Annotated in this window: 17 protein-coding genes; 12 read left to right on the top strand and 5 right to left on the bottom strand. The window is 43.1% G+C overall.

Going from position 1 to position 15,715, the window contains the following annotated elements; translation table 11 throughout:
• Positions 1–1,071 carry a class I SAM-dependent methyltransferase family protein gene (locus HM003_00445; protein ID MBX5327812.1) on the top strand — a complete coding sequence of 357 codons (1,071 nt, stop codon included), beginning with the start codon at positions 1–3 and terminating at the stop codon, positions 1,069–1,071.
• Here HM003_00445 and HM003_00440 read toward each other — a convergent pair.
• Genes HM003_00440 through HM003_00430 form a run of 3 tightly spaced genes read right to left on the bottom strand, consistent with a single transcriptional unit; the run spans position 1,068 to position 2,954 of the window.
• Positions 1,068–1,493: a DUF371 domain-containing protein gene (locus tag HM003_00440; protein MBX5327811.1), complete on the bottom strand. Its 426-nt coding sequence runs from the start codon at positions 1,491–1,493 to the stop codon at positions 1,068–1,070. The two genes, HM003_00445 and HM003_00440, sit on opposite strands and share 4 nt — an antisense overlap.
• 28 nt (positions 1,494–1,521) lie before the next feature.
• Positions 1,522–1,965 carry a GNAT family N-acetyltransferase gene (locus HM003_00435; GenBank protein ID MBX5327810.1) on the bottom strand — a complete coding sequence of 148 codons (444 nt, stop codon included), beginning with the start codon at positions 1,963–1,965 and terminating at the stop codon, positions 1,522–1,524.
• Between the two features lie 23 nt (positions 1,966–1,988).
• Entirely contained in the window at positions 1,989–2,954 is a 966-nt protein-coding gene (locus HM003_00430; protein ID MBX5327809.1) for a helix-turn-helix domain-containing protein, read from the bottom strand.
• 107 nt (positions 2,955–3,061) lie between these two features.
• Here HM003_00430 and HM003_00425 point away from each other — a divergent pair, with 107 nt between their 5' ends.
• The 5 genes from HM003_00425 to HM003_00405 all read left to right on the top strand — a co-directional run bounded on the left by HM003_00425 (position 3,062) and on the right by HM003_00405 (position 8,535).
• On the top strand, positions 3,062–4,048 hold the full coding sequence (locus HM003_00425; protein ID MBX5327808.1) for a hypothetical protein: 987 nt from the start codon (positions 3,062–3,064) through the stop codon (positions 4,046–4,048).
• On the top strand, positions 4,041–5,186 hold the full coding sequence (locus HM003_00420; protein ID MBX5327807.1) for a hypothetical protein: 1,146 nt from the start codon (positions 4,041–4,043) through the stop codon (positions 5,184–5,186). Before HM003_00425 ends, HM003_00420 begins: the two co-directional genes overlap by 8 nt.
• Before the next feature lie 186 nt (positions 5,187–5,372).
• Positions 5,373–7,202, top strand: a complete 1,830-nt coding sequence (gene glmS, locus HM003_00415) for a glutamine--fructose-6-phosphate transaminase (isomerizing) (protein ID MBX5327806.1) — start codon at positions 5,373–5,375, stop codon at positions 7,200–7,202.
• A gap of 76 nt (positions 7,203–7,278) precedes the next feature.
• The gene (locus tag HM003_00410) at positions 7,279–7,956 is read left to right on the top strand and encodes a protein-L-isoaspartate(D-aspartate) O-methyltransferase (GenBank protein ID MBX5327805.1); all 678 of its coding nucleotides are present in this window, start codon (positions 7,279–7,281) and stop codon (positions 7,954–7,956) included.
• A gap of 18 nt (positions 7,957–7,974) precedes the next feature.
• On the top strand, positions 7,975–8,535 hold the full coding sequence (locus HM003_00405; protein MBX5327804.1) for a DUF3786 domain-containing protein: 561 nt from the start codon (positions 7,975–7,977) through the stop codon (positions 8,533–8,535).
• Positions 8,536–8,553: 18 nt separating this feature from the next.
• Here HM003_00405 and HM003_00400 read toward each other — a convergent pair whose 3' ends face one another.
• Both HM003_00400 and HM003_00395 read right to left on the bottom strand, forming a co-directional pair.
• Entirely contained in the window at positions 8,554–9,852 is a 1,299-nt protein-coding gene (locus HM003_00400; protein ID MBX5327803.1) for a TrpB-like pyridoxal phosphate-dependent enzyme, read from the bottom strand.
• Positions 9,853–9,922: 70 nt separating this feature from the next.
• Positions 9,923–10,957, bottom strand: coding sequence for a flap endonuclease-1 (locus tag HM003_00395; GenBank protein MBX5327802.1), 1,035 nt, complete (start codon positions 10,955–10,957; stop codon positions 9,923–9,925).
• A gap of 110 nt (positions 10,958–11,067) precedes the next feature.
• Between HM003_00395 and HM003_00390 the strand changes: the two genes are divergently transcribed.
• From HM003_00390 to HM003_00365, 6 genes are all read left to right on the top strand, one after another.
• On the top strand, positions 11,068–11,256 hold the full coding sequence (locus tag HM003_00390; protein MBX5327801.1) for a DUF1610 domain-containing protein: 189 nt from the start codon (positions 11,068–11,070) through the stop codon (positions 11,254–11,256).
• Between the two features lie 17 nt (positions 11,257–11,273).
• Positions 11,274–11,549, top strand: coding sequence for an elongation factor 1-beta (locus HM003_00385; protein ID MBX5327800.1), 276 nt, complete (start codon positions 11,274–11,276; stop codon positions 11,547–11,549).
• An 88-nt stretch (positions 11,550–11,637) separates the two neighbouring features.
• Complete coding sequence (locus HM003_00380; GenBank protein MBX5327799.1) at positions 11,638–13,809, top strand: CDC48 family AAA ATPase; 2,172 nt, start codon at positions 11,638–11,640, stop codon at positions 13,807–13,809.
• A 12-nt stretch (positions 13,810–13,821) separates the two neighbouring features.
• On the top strand, positions 13,822–14,049 hold the full coding sequence (locus HM003_00375) for a hypothetical protein (GenBank protein MBX5327798.1): 228 nt from the start codon (positions 13,822–13,824) through the stop codon (positions 14,047–14,049).
• A gap of 14 nt (positions 14,050–14,063) precedes the next feature.
• The gene (locus HM003_00370) at positions 14,064–15,290 is read left to right on the top strand and encodes an NAD(P)/FAD-dependent oxidoreductase (GenBank protein MBX5327797.1); all 1,227 of its coding nucleotides are present in this window, start codon (positions 14,064–14,066) and stop codon (positions 15,288–15,290) included.
• A gap of 40 nt (positions 15,291–15,330) precedes the next feature.
• Positions 15,331–15,693 (top strand): peptidyl-tRNA hydrolase, encoded by a 363-nt coding sequence (locus HM003_00365; protein ID MBX5327796.1) that lies wholly within the window; start codon positions 15,331–15,333, stop codon positions 15,691–15,693.
• The last annotated feature ends 22 nt before the right edge of the window (positions 15,694–15,715 follow it).

The following is a 15,715-nucleotide window of genomic DNA, read 5'->3' as shown; positions in this document are numbered from 1 at the left end:
ATGTCTAAACAAGCTTTATGCATTAAAGTTCCTAAAGTGCACGGTGAAGAAGCCGTAGTTTTTTCCAACAAACTAAAAATTGTGGATAAACAACTGGAAATTCAAAGAACTACTGAATTCGTTTACATTCCGCTTGCTCGTGACTTATTGAAAGATGAGCTAAAAATGCTTCAAGAAAAAATTCCAACCATTGAAATTCAAACCTACAAGTTTCCTGAAAGGAAAAAGCGTGTAGTCTCATTCTTTGAGTTGCTTCAAGGCAAGCTGCCCCCGCACTTGTTGGCTAATCTGCCACGCGCAATAGATTTCGTTGGCGACATTGCCATCGCTGAGATTCCACCAGAGCTTGCAGAATACAAGGGCGTTATTGGCGAAGCAATTCTTAAAGCGCATAAGAATGTGCGAACCGTGCTTGCTAAAGTTGGTGCCGTCAGTGGAACATATCGCCTTAGAGAGTTCGTAGTAATCGCTGGAGAGCCCAAAACTGAGACAATCCATAAGGAGCATGGCTGCCAGTTTCGTGTGGATTTAACTAAAGCGTATTTTTCTCCACGGCTCTCTTATGAGCATAAAAGAGTTGCGTCACTTGTCATGGAAGGCGAAACTGTTGTGGATTTGTTCACTGGTGTTGGACCCTTCGCGATATTGATTGCTAAAACTCATGGGAAGGTGAAAGTTTACGCTGTGGATGTTAACCCATATGCTGTTGAGTTTTTGCGTGAGAATGTTAGGCTTAACCGCTTAATAAGCAAAGTTTACCCATTGCTTGGTGATGCGAGACAAGTGGTTGAGGAAAAGCTTGCACGGTTAGCCGACCGTGTTATCATGAACCTGCCGGAAAAAGCAATAGAATACGTGGATGCGGCATGCAAGACGCTGAAGCCCGAAGGTGGCGTAATACATTTTTACAGCTTTATCAACGCTTCCAACTCATTAGAAAACATGAAATTACACTTCGCAGAGGCTGTTCAGAAATGCGGAAGAAAAGTTGAAAAAATATTTTTTGCGAGGTTTGTCAGAGAAACAGCACCATATGAATGGCAAGCAGTCATAGATGCAAAAATTCATTAAATTATCAATTTCAGTGTAATTTTCACTTTTTGTTTTGGATTTTTCAATTTCTCCACAAGCTTCAGTGACAAGTCACATGCTGCCTTATCTGCTTGTATCGCCAATGTTCGATTACAAATGTAACTGCTTTTTCTTACAACGATGTCGGTTGGATGAGTCAAAATTAGTTTTGAGTTTCCAAAAGCAGTAACCGCGTCAGCAATGTCTCCGGCTTCAATCAAAATCGTCAGCTTTGCATTATCTTGTCGTAACCGTTTCTTAAACTCTGAAGATAGGTCAGCTAAGGCCTTGTTTGCTGAAACTGCGATGATGCAGTCACCCTTTCTTGATAATTTCTTTTCCTTAGTAACTTCAAATGTTGTTGCATGTGTAGCTTGGATGTTTTCGTGTCCGCATGCAATAATGGTTTCAGTAAACTTCATGTCTTTGACCTTATCAATCGATTGCTTATCATAGCTCTTTCGCTAAGTAGACAGCCGTTTTTCCGCTTCGATAGATTTTGTCGTTATATCCACAGATTTTAAAACCGTTTTTAAAGCACAATTGTATAGCAGGAGTATTATCTGCTGATGTATCGAACATTAAGACTCTGGCTTTGTTTTTTCTTGCAAAATCTTCCATGGCTTTAAGCAAGTTTGTTCCAACACCTTTTCGTCGTTCTTCAGCATCAACGAGAACTGTTATAATATATGCGCTATTGTTCCATCTATATAGATGTATACGTGAATAACCAACAATTCTGCCATTTTCCTCCGCCACGAAAAACCTACATTTCTCATTTGGATTATCTAACTTAAACAAGACATGCAGATCCTCGTTTGTAGGTTCGCCATTCCGTTTCTCAAGCGCCAAAATATGAGGTAAATCCTTCATCGTTGCCATTCTGACAGTCAACAAATATTATTTCACCACACAAATTATTCGAGAATTTCTATTGAATCGACTTTTCCATCTCCATCCAAATCGAAGCCTTGTATAACCGTGGCGAAAGTGTCCTCGCCATGATAGTTTTTCAAGGTTTTCTTCCAGAAATTTGTCAAAGCCAAAACGCATGCTTTTGTGCCTACTGCTTTGTTTCCAGCTAAAACAATAACGCGTTTGGTGCTGTCCCATGGGTTCACGATTTTTGCTATCAATCCAACAGCATCTGCAGTGTAAACGTTAGATGTTTTCTTTGAAACTAAACCGCCGAACAAAAAGCCTTGCGCAGACGGTTGCATGTTAAACCTTATCGGCAGATGTCCATTCAACTCTTGCGTCAAAAGGTTCGTTCCGGGTCCACCAACTAGAATCAGGTTGTTTTTCTCTTCCTTTTCAGCTTTCACGTCAACATCCAATTTTATTGCAAATTCTTCTGGCAATCTTGCGAATTGCCCCAAAAAGAATGTTAAGTGAGAAGCGTAATGTCCGTCTCTCGCGCTTGTTTTGAAGGGTCCGTGAGGCATTGGGCTGCCCACAACTATTTTTCCTTCAAAAGTTTCGTCTTCCTTTATGAATTCTTTAAAGAATTTTCGAACTTGTTCGTTCATACTTGATAGCGAAATCCTCTTTATTGGTTTGTACTCTTGCGGAAGCTCTATTCCAAACGCTGGCGAAACGGTCTTGTAGTATTTCGCTATGGCGCCTTTCTTTTCTTCTTCTCTCGCTACAGTTATAGCTCCCGCCTTTGCCAATTTTCTTATGTGATAGTAGGCTTTTTGTTCGTGGATGCCTAATTTTTTTGCTATTTCAAGCGGGTACATCTCATTTTCAGAAAGTAAAACCAGAATTTTCCAGCTAAGCCTGTTAAGCATCATTTTCAGCTTTTGCGGGTCTTCAACTATCGCGATTTCTTTAACTTTTTGTGTTTTGTCTTCTTCGTGAAGAAGCAGTTTTTTGTTCATAGCCTTTCAAGTGGATAAAGCTTAATCTATTATTAAAATTTTTATTACGGTAGCCGAATAGTCTATTCAACACCCTGCGCTAATAAGCTTAGCAGAGTATGTTTAAAATGATTGGCTGCTACATCACTGGAATACTTCCAAGAACAAAAGAGCTTGTAGAACTTACGAGAGCCTACGAAAGAGGAAAAGCTGGCAAAAGAGAACTTGAGAAGGCTTTTGAAGATGCTACGTTGGAGGCAATAAACGCGCAATCTTCTGCGGGGCTCACTTACATAACTGATGGAATGCTCAAGTGGCAAGACTTGCTTCGTCCCTTCACGGAAAATCTTGCTGGAGTAGCTGTTGGAAGTTTATCCAGATGGTTTAACAACAACACGTTTTACAGAAAACCCGTGATAGTAAATGAACTAAGACGCGAAAAAAACATAATCCAAAATTCAAGTTACATTAAACTCTTACCTAAAAACATCCCTTGGAAAGCAATTCTACCCGCACCGTACACTTTCACGCAGCTTTCTGAAAACAAGTTTTACAAAAGCAACGAGGAACTTATGTTCAAGTATGCCGAAATATTGAACGAAGAAATCAAAAGCTTAGCCAAACTAGGCTTTAAATATGTTCAGTTAAGCGACCCAGCTTTAGTCTATAAACCCTTCAAACAATCTATTTCAAAAGATAAAATAAAAACAGTAAACGAAGCATTAAAAGTCTCTGTAGAGGGCGCGCAAATAAAGACATGCCTTCAAACGTTTTTCGGAGATTTCTGTGAAATTTTACCCGACGCTTTGGATTTCCCCGTTGATCATTTTGGGATAGACTTGTACGAAACAGACCTTAACAAACTAAAAGATTACAGTTTTGATAAAGACATCGCTTTAGGCTTAGTTGATGCTCGAAACTCGTTAGTTGAAGAAGCGGATACTCTAATTGAATCCATAAAAGAAATAGTTGAATCTTTGCATAGCTCAAAGCAAAAGGACATTTTTGTTTGCCCAAACTGTGATTTAGAATTTTTACCATGGGAGAGAGCACAAGAAAAGATGCACCTTATCGGCAGCGTGGCTAAGCGTCTGAGAGAGGAGATTAATGAATAAACTTTTTCCTACACAAGAAGTTGGCAGCCTCGCTAAACCGTCATGGAGAGTAAAAAGCTACAGAGGGACGCCGCTATCAACGGAGGATTTAGCTGAGGCTGTGGAATGGGGAAAAAGACTAGGAATCACAGACACGGGCGTTCTTGTTAAATTGCTAGCCGAGAAAGATTCTCCTAAAAAGCGAAAGACTGTTCTGGAATGGTCTGCAAGATACGCAATTAAACTTTTCGAAAAAGCGGGCATAGACGTTTATTATGACGGCGAACAATGGCGCTCAGAGATGTATGAACACATAATTAGAAACGTGATGGGTTTCGAATTTTTAGGTCTCGTGAAATCCTTTGATTACCGCTACTTCAACAAGGCAGCGTGCATAAGCAAACCAAAATATGTGAAGCCTTTCTATGTTGACGAATTTCTATTCACCAAACAAAACACACATGTAAAAATAAAAGTTCCATTCACTGGACCCTACACGCTTGTCGATTGGACATTCAACGAATATTATGAAAAAAAGCTCAGCGGAAAAGTTAAAGATTTCCGACGAAGAAAACTTGAAGCCAAGCGAGAGTTTCTTTTTGATTTGGTAAATGAGGTTGTTAGACCAGAAATAAGAAATTTAGTAAATGCCGGCGCAGAGTGGATTCAAATCGACGAACCCGCAGCGACGACAAACCCAACCGAAGAAGAGATGGAACTGTTTGTAGAATCCTTCAATGCAACGGTGAAGGGTTTCAACTGCACTTTCAGCTTGCACAATTGCTACAGCAACTATCAAATCCTCGCTAAATACGCTTGTGAATTGCGAAACTGTAGCCAGCTGACTCTTGAATTTGCGAACAGGGATAACCGACAGATTGGAGATGCGAGAATAGGCTATAAAGAACTGAAACTGTTCGAGGAATATGGGTTCCATGGAAAATACGGTGTAGGCGTAGTAGATGTCCACACAGATTTCATCGAACCGCCAGAGCTTGTTAGAGACAGGATATTACACGCAGTTAATGTTGTTGGCGACCCAAACAGAATATGCGCCAGCACAGATTGTGGTTTAAGAACAAGAACGTGGGAAGTGGCCTTTCAAAAATTGAAAAACTTGGTTCAAGGCGCTGAAATGGCGCGAAAAGCGTTGAAATAAAACTGGTTCATTATAAAAAATTTGTTAATGGTCTCATTTAAATTAGAGCAAAATTCTTACTGTTTCATGGAAAATACTTTTAAGGAATTTTTAGAACTCGAATTTTTCTCTTAAGAAAGCTTATTACTGCAGAAAAGCCTTGAATACGGCTCAGCGAAGTCAAAAATTAAACGATGAGGCTTAAAGATGTGTGGAATCTTCGGGTGCATCTTAAAAAACGGAAACGCAGCGCCAGTAATCCATGAAGCTTTGAAAAGGCTCGAATATCGAGGATACGATTCCGTGGGCGAAGCAACCATACACGACGGCAAACTCTACATAAAAAAAGACCAGGGAAAAATAGACGAAGTTCACAAAACACGCGACCTGGACGACTTGCCTGGGGGTCTCGGCATCGGACACACACGATGGGCGACGCATGGCGCGCCTTTAGAGGTAAATGCGCATCCGCATGTGGATTGCAGCGGACAAATTGCTCTCGTCCATAATGGTATTATAGAAAATTTCGCCGAGCTAAAGGCTGAGTTAGAAAGTTTGGGTCATGTTTTTAAATCTAGAACTGACACAGAAGTGGTTGTCCATCTTATCGAGCAAGTTTTAAAAAACAATCCCTCTTTGGGTTTTGCTGACGCAGTTCTGGAAGCAACAAAAAGACTTGATGGTTCATATGCAATAGCCGTAATTTCAACAAAGGAACCAAACAAAATAGTATGCGCCAGACACGAAAGCCCACTCGTCGTCGGTGTGAACGAAAATGCAATTTATTGTGCCTCTGACATTCCAGCATTTCTACCATTAACCAACAAGGCTGTTATAGTCAATGATGGAGAGCTCGTCACTCTTTCGCTTGAAGGCTACGAAATAAAGAAAATCGCCGACGCAAGCCTTGTTCTGCGAGAGCCAAAAATCATCGATTGGACGCCTGAAATGGCTGTTAAACAGGGTTACCCGCATTTTATGTTGAAGGAGATTCATGAGCAACCCGAGACTCTGCGGAACACGCTTAGACTGCAAGAGCATTATCTTGATTTGATGGCGACTTTTCTAGACCGTGCTCGAGAAGTTTTCCTCGTAGCCTGCGGCACATCCTATCACGCATGCTTAGCCGCATCCTACATGTTCTCCAAACTCGCTTTTCTTGCAACATATCCCGTTATCGCTTCAGAGTTTGTTGAGCAACATGGCAAGTCCGTCAACATCGACAGCACAATATTAGCAGTAAGTCAATCCGGCGAAACAGCAGACACATTAGCCGCTGTGAACTGCGCCCGTCAGAGAGCCGCAACAGTTCTTGGGTTAACTAACGTTATCGGCTCAACTTTGACGCGTGTCTCGCGGGTTTACATTGGACAACAGTCCGGTCCAGAAATAGGCGTGGCAGCAACGAAAACTTTCACATCCCAACTTTCAGTTTTAGCCCAATTAGCTTTGAGGCTTGCAAAGAAAAGAGGAAAAGTTTCTCAGGATGAGATGGACTTTTTGGCTGAAAAGTTGGAGAAGCTACCAGAGATTGTTGAGATGATAATTCAGACGCAAGAGGAAAAAATAAAGCAAATTGCAAAGAAATACAAGGACGCAAAAACTTTCTTCTTCCTAGGTCGCGGAATAAGCACAGCCACAGCCTATGAAGGAAGACTTAAACTTATGGAAATCGCTTACGTGCCCGCCATAGCTTTTCCAGCCGGTGAAAGCAAACACGGACCCATAAGCCTCGTGGAACAAGGTTTTCCCGTGGTTTTCATATGCCAGAAGGATGAGACGCACAAGACTCTGATTGGAAACATAATGGAAATGAAAGCCCGAGGCGCGTCCATAATCGCTATTATTGAGGAAGGCGACGAAGAAATCAAAAAGTTAGCAGACGATTACATAGAAGTGCCCAAGGGTATTCCAGAGGTTTTGTCGCCGATACCCTTCGTTATTCCCTTACAGTTGCTTGCGTATTACATGGCAGTTGAAAGAGGACATAACCCGGACATGCCGAGAAACCTTGCAAAATCAGTCACTGTGAAATAACTTTTCATCCAACACCCTTTCTTGAATCAAATAATGTTAAAAGGCTACGCTGTAATTATTCATTTGGTGCCTTTGTTTGGAGAGGAAGGACTGGGAAAGACTCATTGATAGCCTTGTGAGAGAAGGCATTCTGCGTTCGCCAAAAGTAATTAAAGCGATGCGTTCTGTGCCACGTGGGAAATTTCTTCCAGAAAACATGCAGTCTTATAGCGCTGTTGACACGCCGCTTCCTATTGGTTTTGGACAGACAGTTTCGGCTCCGCACATGGTTTCAATAATGAATGAAGCCTTACAGTTAGAAATTGGGCATAAAGTGTTAGAGGTTGGAGCGGGAAGCGGATGGCACGCAGCCACGATAGCAGAGATAGTCGCGCCTAGAGATGCACCAAGAAGTGAGTGGGGTCACGTTTACACGGTTGAAATTGTTCAAGGCTTAGCGGAGTATGCGAGGAAAAACGTTTTGAATGAAGGCTACGGAGACCGCGTAACAATAATTTGCGCTGACGGTTCTTTGGGTTATCCTGAAAAGGCTCCTTATGACAGGGTTCTTGTGACGGCTGCTGCACCCGACGTTCCTAAACCGCTGATTGAACAGTTAAAACCAGGCGGAATTATGCTAATCCCTGTTGGGAGTGTGCACTTATTCCAAGCTCTAATGAAACTCACCAAAAGCGTTAATGGAAAGCTTAAGGAGGAAAACCTAGGCGGAGTAGCCTTTGTTCCTTTAACAGGAAAGTACGGCCATAAATTCTAACTTGCGGGTTTGAGATTTTTGTGGAGGACGTATGCAGAGCAAATATGCAGTTTAAGTGGTAGACTTGGCTTCAAGCATGGTTTTATTGAGTTTTTAGGCTATACACTAGAGTTGAGTTCTGGCAAGGTTTACGATAAAATAAAAAACATGTATATGGCTAATCCTGAAACCTTGTATGTTCTGCTTGCACATTATTCTAAGGCTGAACCCGCCCAGAAAACTGGTGAACTTGTTAAGTTTAGAAACTTGCCCGGAGGCTACGCCTATGAGGAAGCATTCTTAGAGAGAGCGGTTCACCCAATAACTAAAAGATTTGGAAACAACCCAGAAAGTTTAGTTGAGGCAGCTGAAGTTTTAGGTGGAGTCAAATGCCAGTTTGGTGATGTGTCGGTTGAGGTTCCAGCTTTGCCTATGGTTGCTTTGACGTATGTCTTATGGAAAGGCGATAGTGAACTTCAGCCTTCAGCGAGCATATTTTTTGATTTGTCGGCTAGTCACTATTTGCCAACTGAAGACCTTGCAGTTTTGGCTGAGTTGACAACTAAGAGGCTGATGCTTGTCTCAGACTATAGGAAGTGAAGGTTCTAAGTGTAATTTTTAGAATTCCAACTTCTCCTTGTACGCCACCAAATCCAAAAAACCATGCCCGCTAATATTCATGCATATGACCTTTTCTTGTCCAGCCTTTTCTGCCTTTAACGCTTCGTCTATTCCAGCGTGTACTGCGTAGCTTGATTCTGGCGCTATGAGCCAACCTTCGGTTTGCAGGAAAATTCTTGCTGCTTCAAAAATTGCTTTTTCGTCTGCTGGATAAGCTACAGCTCTCATTATGTTGTGGTGTCTGAGGGCGCTGATTAAAGGTGCTGCTGCATGGTAACGTAAACCATCAGCCTTAATTGGCACCATGTCAGTCTTGTGTCCTAACGTGTACATTTTTAACAAAGGCGTGTGCTCAGCAACATCGCCAAAGTCGTAACGGTATTCTCCTTTGACAAGGTTTGGTGCTGCTTGCGATTGGGCTGCTAAGAATTCGCATTCTCGTTTTTTCTGTAAAACTTCACCTGCAAAAGGCAGTGCGATTCCGCCGAAGTTTGAGCCTCCGCCTAGGCATCCAACAATCAAGTCTGGTGAGTCGTCGGCAAGTTCGAACTGTTTTATGGCTTCTAATCCAATTATTGATTGATGTATCAGAACATGGTTGAGAACGGAACCTAAACAGTAAACGCTGTTGCTATGTTTTTCAGCGTATTCTAGACCTTCTGAGACTGCTATTCCAAGTGACCCTTGATGATTCGGATTTTGCGCTAAGAGCGTTCTTCCGATGCTTGTCTCTTTACTTGGTGAAGCGTGCACTTCTGCGCCTAAAAGTTTCATCAAAGTGTGTCGTTCATTTTTCCAGTCATACACGGCTCGAACCCAGAAGACTACGCATTTGAGACCCATGATTGAAGCGGCGTAGGAAAGAGCGCTTCCCCATTGTCCTGCTCCTGTCTCTGTGACTAGTGTTGTTTTTCCTTCTTTTGCTGCATAATACGCTTGTGCCAGTGCAGTGTTTACTTTATGAGAGCCGGTTGGAGACAAGTCTTCACGTTTGTAGTAAAGTCGCACTTTTTTCAATTTTAAGTATTTTTCTAATCTTTTTGCGCGGTAAAGCGGTCGAGGGCGTCCTGCTTGAATGTATAGTTCTCTTATTTCTTCTGGAATTGGTATCCACGGGTCGGTTGACATTTCTTGTTTTAGGCATTCGTGAACCATTGTTTTTCCAAGGAATTCCATTCTTGAAGGACCATTTTCTGGTTCTTTCGGTGGAGGTAAAGGTTCTGGCAGATAAGGACTTATGTTGAACCATTTTGTTGGTAGTTCATCTACTGGAAGTGAAATTTGGTTTTTTTCCAAGTGACTTCACCATTTTTTGGGGTAATGCATTATGTTTGGAGAGAAGTTAAAGATTTCTATACTCACTTCGTCAGCCGAACCATTTTTCCAACGTTGTTTTTCCTTTAAGTTTTTTAGCTCCTTCCTGCATTTTTTCCAGCGCTTTTCGCACGCGGTCTTCTGAAAAGTCTCTTTCTCCACAAATGAAGCTCACTATTCCTTCAATGTCTGGTTCCTTCCATTCTATTTTGTAATTCTCTGTCACTTTTGGGTGTAGAAAAATCTCCCTAATTCTTTGAGGTTCAACTGGAAAATTCGCGTTTTTAAGATATGGCATGGCATTCTCTATGTTTCCATGCTCTTTTATCAGTTTTAAGGCAGTTTTCGGTCCTAAACCTTCGATGCCGTCTGGATTGAAGTCTGTTCCAATCAGTATTCCCACATCAACTAATTGCTCATACGTTATTCCACATTCTTTTAGGACACTTTCAAGCTCAACCACTTCTGGAATAACTTCAATGTAGATGTTTTTGCTTGGAAGCTTTCTCCGACCAGAAATTGTCACATTTCTCACGAGCCTTGGAGCGCCAAAAAGTAAACTGTCATAGTCTTGGCTTGCACAGTAATCAGCATCGCCACGTTTTGTCAAAAAAGCCGCTTGGGCTTCTCCCTCGCTAGGCGCTTGAATCCATGGAATCCCCATCAAATCTAAGAGTTTTTTGCTGTCTTCTGCCATGTAATCCTTCAAGCGTGATGTCGCTTGCGCGTACATACGGGCTTCTTCCATTCTGCCTTCACTCAACGCCTTTTCATACAGCGCCATAGCTTGTTCTTTGACTTTCATACGCCTCTTTATTTCCACTTCTTTAAGCGCTGGCGGGATTCCGTCAAACACGTAGATTGGTTTTATGCCTAGCTCCACGAGGTTGCTTGTTCTGTAAAGCAGACCGCTTAGGTGACTTGTTACTCTTCCGCCACTGTCTTTTAATGGTGTGCCGTCTGGCTGGCGGATTATGGCTAGAAACTGGTATAATGCGTTGTAAGCGTCTATGGCTATGGATTTCCCGGCTAAGTTTTCGAGGCTTATGGTTGTTTTTGGAACGAGGTCGCGGAGGTTTACGCCCAAAAGAATCCCATGAAATATACACTTTGAACTATAATAATAAACTTGCGAGGTGAACATAGAAGATATAAGGAAGTCTGACAATTACTGAACCACCACATGAAGGGGTCATGATGTCTGAAAAAACCGCGGCAATCACTCTAATTACTTGCACAAGCTGTGGCAAACCAATCCCGCCTGCAGCGGAAGCCACAAAATTTCTCTGCCCAAACTGCGGCGAAATCCAAATACGCCGTTGCGGAAAATGCAGAAAATTTGGGCGTCCATATAAATGTCCCAAATGCGGTTTCGTCGGACCATAAATGATGGAGGTTAAAGAATGGGTAGCGTCGTAATTGTCTACAAAATCTTTCCAAAAGAAGTAATCGACAACTTCGACCCATTGAAAAAGAAGATTGAAAAGACTCTTCCAGAGTTTGCCGCGGTTCGCGGATACGGCGAAGAACCAATAGCCTTCGGTTTAAAAGCACTGCTGGTGCAGATAACCTTTCCAGAAGACAAGACAGGCATACTTGAAGAACTTGAAAAGAAACTGGAAGGCATGGACGAAATAAGCCAAGTGCAAACTGTCATGGTGCGCAGAACAAGCAGATAACCTTAAACACTTGGTTTAAACATTTATATAGGATTGAAACTTTGTTTCGTGATGTATCCCAATCAACAAATAATGGGAAGGATTCTAATTGAGTGAAGTACAACTACGCGTCGGAGACGCAAGACAAAGAGACGTTGGAAGAGGCATAGCCCGCGTAGACCAAAAAACAATGCAGAAATTAGGAATAACAGCAGGCGACGTTATAGAAATAGCTGGAAAAAGAACAACTTCCGCCATAGCTTGGCCAGCCTACAGCGAAGACCAAAACAGAGACATGATAAGAATAGACGGTTTCACACGCAAAAACGCCGGCGTAGCCATAAATGAATACGTCGTTGTGCGCCCCGCCAAAGTCAAAACTGCGTTAAGCATAACTTTGGCGCCGGTGGACATGCGCCTAAACGTTGATGAAGATTTCACCAATTTCGTGAAAAATCGCCTCATGGAAAGAACGCTTGTCGAAGGCGACACAACGCTTGTGATGATGCTTGGACACGCCATTCCCTTCACAGTAACAAAAACCCGCCCGCACGGCATAGTGAAAGTCACATCAGAAACAAAACTCACCATTCTAAACGAGCCAGCACCGGAAGGAAAAGGATTACCGCGAACAACATACGAAGACATCGGCGGTTTACACGAAGAAATACAAAGAGTAAGAGAAATGGTTGAGCTTCCCTTGAGGCATCCGGAGCTTTTCCAAAGACTCGGAATAGAACCGCCAAAAGGAGTTCTGCTTCACGGTCCACCAGGCTGTGGCAAAACGCTATTAGCCAGAGCTGTTGCGAACGAATCAGAAGCAAACTTCTTCTCAATAAATGGACCAGAAATAATGAGCAAGTTCTACGGCGAGTCAGAAGCGCGGCTTAGAGAAATTTTCCAGCAAGCCCAACAGAACGCACCAAGCATAATATTCATCGACGAGCTTGACGCAATCGCGCCAAAACGTGAAGAAGTTACCGGCGAAGTTGAAAGGCGAGTGGTTGCGCAGCTTCTCGCTTTAATGGATGGCTTGTCTGGAAGAGGAAACGTCATCGTCATAGGCGCCACCAACAGACCCGGCGCACTTGACCCGGCACTGCGCAGACCTGGCAGATTCGACAGAGAAATCGAAATAGGCGTACCGGACAAGCAGGGAAGACATGAAATCTTGCAGATTCATACGCGTGGAATGCCATTGGCGGAAGATGTTGACCTTAAAAAACTGGCTGAAATGACTCATGGTTACACAGGCGCAGACTTAGCAGCATTATGCCGCGAAACAGCCATGAAAGCCCTCCGCAGATACTTGCCGCAAATAAATCTTGAAGAAGAACGCATACCGCCAAGCGTCCTAGAGAAAATGGAAGTTAAAATGGAAGACTTCATGAACGCTTACAAGGAAGTCACGCCCACAGCCATGCGTGAAGTCTACATTGAAGTGCCCACCGTCCACTGGGAAGACATAGGCGGACTGGAAGAAGTAAAACAGGAACTAAAAGAAGCAGTGGAGTGGCCTATGAAAAACCCTGAAATGTTCAACCGCCTCGGTATCAAACCACCAAAAGGCATACTTCTCTATGGACCGCCAGGCTGTGGAAAAACGCTTCTGGCAAGGGCTGTTGCCACCGAAAGCGAAGCCAACTTCATAACAATTAAGGGTCCAGAGGTTTTCTCAAAGTGGGTTGGCGAATCTGAGAAAGCCATTAGAGAAGTTTTTAGAAAAGCGCGAATGGCAGCGCCTTCAGTTATATTCTTTGATGAGATAGACTCGCTTGTGCCCCGCAGAGGTTTAGGCTTCGCGGACAGCGGCGTTTCAGAACGTGTCATAAGTCAGCTATTAACCGAGATGGATGGAATCGTGGCTTTAGAAGACATTGTTGTTATAGCCGCGACAAACAGACCAGACATTGTAGACCCAGCAGTGCTCCGTCCGGGAAGATTCGACAGACTAATATATGTGCCGGAGCCCGACGAGAAAAGCAGACTGCAAATATTCAAAATCTACACGAAGAACATGCCTTTGGCAAAAGACGTCAACTTATCAGAACTGGTGGCTATGACAAAGAATTATTCGGGTGCAGACATCGAAGCTCTCTGCAGAGAAGCCGCCATGCAAGCCCTGCGAAGAGATGTAAATACAAAAGAAGTTGCGATGGTGGACTTTCAAGAAGCACTGAAAAGGACTGGCCCGTCAATTACGCCGGACATGGAGAAATGGTATAAGGGTTTCATGCAGCAAGTTCGGCAAGTTCAGAAGCCCGCCACGCCTGTTGCTTAGGAGCGCATGGTCTTGCCAGTTAAAACTTGGAAGACACATCCCGCCTATTTCGTTTTGTTGGAGATTTTGAAGAAGAAAGGCGCGATGACAGACACGGAGTTGTTCGATGCGTTAAGCGAAGAATATGAAGATTTGGGCTTTAAGGACTTCAATGAGCTTTTGATGCGGTTGGAAATCGGCGGGAAAATTCGGACTATGTCGTTGGCTCGGGGCAAAAGACGGGTTGAGCTTGTAACGTAGTCAGTGTGCATTCGATGGAAACAGTTTCAGACGCCATTATTGTTGGGGGTGGACCATGCGGGTCATTTGCGGCTCTAAACTTGGCAAAGCATGGCTTTAACGTTAGGGTTTTTGAGGAACATGAAGAAATTGGTGTTCCATGCCATTGCACTGGACACTTAAGCATCAAGGGCTTAAGGACTCTGGGGCTTTATCCGCTTCCCGATGAGATTGTTGAAAACGTTTTTTATGGAGCAAACTTTCACTCGCCCAGCGGAAAAACCCTCTCAGTTCGTTTTTCTCAACCTGTAACATGTATTGTTAACCGTGCTTTATTTGACAAGCACATTGCAAAAAAGGCAGAAAAAGTTGGCGCGCAATATTGCCTAAATTCGCAGGTTAAATCATTAATCGTTGAGAACGGTTTTGTAAAGGGTGCATTAGTAAGGCTGAACGGCGAAGTTGACTGTGAGTTTACGGCTAAATTTGTAGTTGACGCTGAGGGAATTTCTTCGCGAATTTTGAGGCAAACTGGCTTGCAAACGCTAAACAGTGAAATGCTTGTTAATGCTGTGCAGGCGGAGGTTGAAAACGTTAAAGACGTAGAGCCAGACATAGTTGAAGTTTTTCTTGGAAAACACTATGCGCCGGGTTTTTATGCGTGGTTGGCTCCGAAGCGAGATGGAAAGGCGAAAGTGGGTTTAGCAGCGCAAATTGGAAATCCGAAGGAGTTTTTGCAGAAATTGATGTGCAATCATCCAGTGGCTTCCAAGAAATTGCGTGCAGCAAGAATATTGCGAACCACTTTTCACCCGATATCGCTGGGAGGACTAATTCCGAAAGCATATTCGAACGGTTTTTTAGCAGTCGGTGATGTTGCATCTCAAGTGAAGCCCACAACTGGCGGCGGAGTGGTTATGGGAATGAACTGTGCAAGAATTGCCGCTGAAGTGGCACGTGAAGCTTTATACGCGGATGATTTTTCTACCATTTTTCTAAGCAAATATCAGAGGCGATGTGAGAAACTTTTAGGTTTTGACATGAAAGCCATGCTTAGAATAAGGAAAACGCTCAATGCGATGTCTGATAAGAAAATGGATGATGCCATTGGTTTCTGCACAAAATTAGGTCTGGATAAAACTTTTCGAAATGTTGAAGACATAGATTTTCAAGGACAAGCGCTCATACATGCTCTGCGGAGCCCACGGATTCTCTCGGCTCTTTTCTACCTATTCTTTCTCCATTTGTCTGCGAATCCTTAAAATCTCTGGAGAACAAACTGTTAGGGACGGTTGGAAGCGCATGAGCAAGTTTCGTTATAAGCAAGTGGTTGTTTTTCGTTCTGATTTACGTTTGAGTAAGGGTAAAGTTGCTGCTCAAGCGGGTCATGCGGCGGTTTCTGCGGCAGAAGAAGCCCGCAAACACCACAAGGCATGGTGGGAAAATTGGTTAAGTGAAGGACAATGCAAAATAGCTGTTAAGGTGAAAAGCGAAAAGGAATTGTTAGAGTTAGAGAAACAAGCGAAAGAGTTAGTGTTGCCTTGTGCATTGATTGTTGATAGAGGTTTGACTGAGATTCCGCCGGGAACTGTTACTTGTTTAGGAATTGGTCCAGCACCGGTTGAGAAGGTGGATAGGTTAACTGGTAGGCTTCCTCTCTTTTAGCTTTAAAAGAGCGTTATGTGGC

The organism is Candidatus Bathyarchaeota archaeon A05DMB-5 (assembly GCA_019685655.1).
In the GTDB taxonomy this organism is placed as follows: Archaea; Thermoproteota; Bathyarchaeia; order Bathyarchaeales; family Bathycorpusculaceae; genus DSLH01.
Note: the sequence above shows the minus strand (reverse complement) of the source record. Positions and strands in the feature narration are given on the sequence as shown.

What these genes read in the sequence shown, in the direction of transcription:
- HM003_00445 (MBX5327812.1), top strand. Translation starts at nt 1, where the DNA reads ATGTCTAAACAAGCTTTATGCATTAAAGTTCCTAAAGTGCACGGTGAA.
- HM003_00440 (MBX5327811.1), bottom strand. Translation starts at nt 1,493, where the DNA reads ATGAAGTTTACTGAAACCATTATTGCATGCGGACACGAAAACATCCAA.
- HM003_00430 (MBX5327809.1), bottom strand. Translation starts at nt 2,954, where the DNA reads ATGAACAAAAAACTGCTTCTTCACGAAGAAGACAAAACACAAAAAGTT.
- HM003_00425 (MBX5327808.1), top strand. Translation starts at nt 3,062, where the DNA reads ATGATTGGCTGCTACATCACTGGAATACTTCCAAGAACAAAAGAGCTT.
- HM003_00420 (MBX5327807.1), top strand. Translation starts at nt 4,041, where the DNA reads ATGAATAAACTTTTTCCTACACAAGAAGTTGGCAGCCTCGCTAAACCG.
- glmS (MBX5327806.1), top strand. Translation starts at nt 5,373, where the DNA reads ATGTGTGGAATCTTCGGGTGCATCTTAAAAAACGGAAACGCAGCGCCA.
- HM003_00390 (MBX5327801.1), top strand. Translation starts at nt 11,068, where the DNA reads ATGTCTGAAAAAACCGCGGCAATCACTCTAATTACTTGCACAAGCTGT.
- HM003_00385 (MBX5327800.1), top strand. Translation starts at nt 11,274, where the DNA reads ATGGGTAGCGTCGTAATTGTCTACAAAATCTTTCCAAAAGAAGTAATC.
- HM003_00370 (MBX5327797.1), top strand. Translation starts at nt 14,064, where the DNA reads ATGGAAACAGTTTCAGACGCCATTATTGTTGGGGGTGGACCATGCGGG.
- HM003_00365 (MBX5327796.1), top strand. Translation starts at nt 15,331, where the DNA reads ATGAGCAAGTTTCGTTATAAGCAAGTGGTTGTTTTTCGTTCTGATTTA.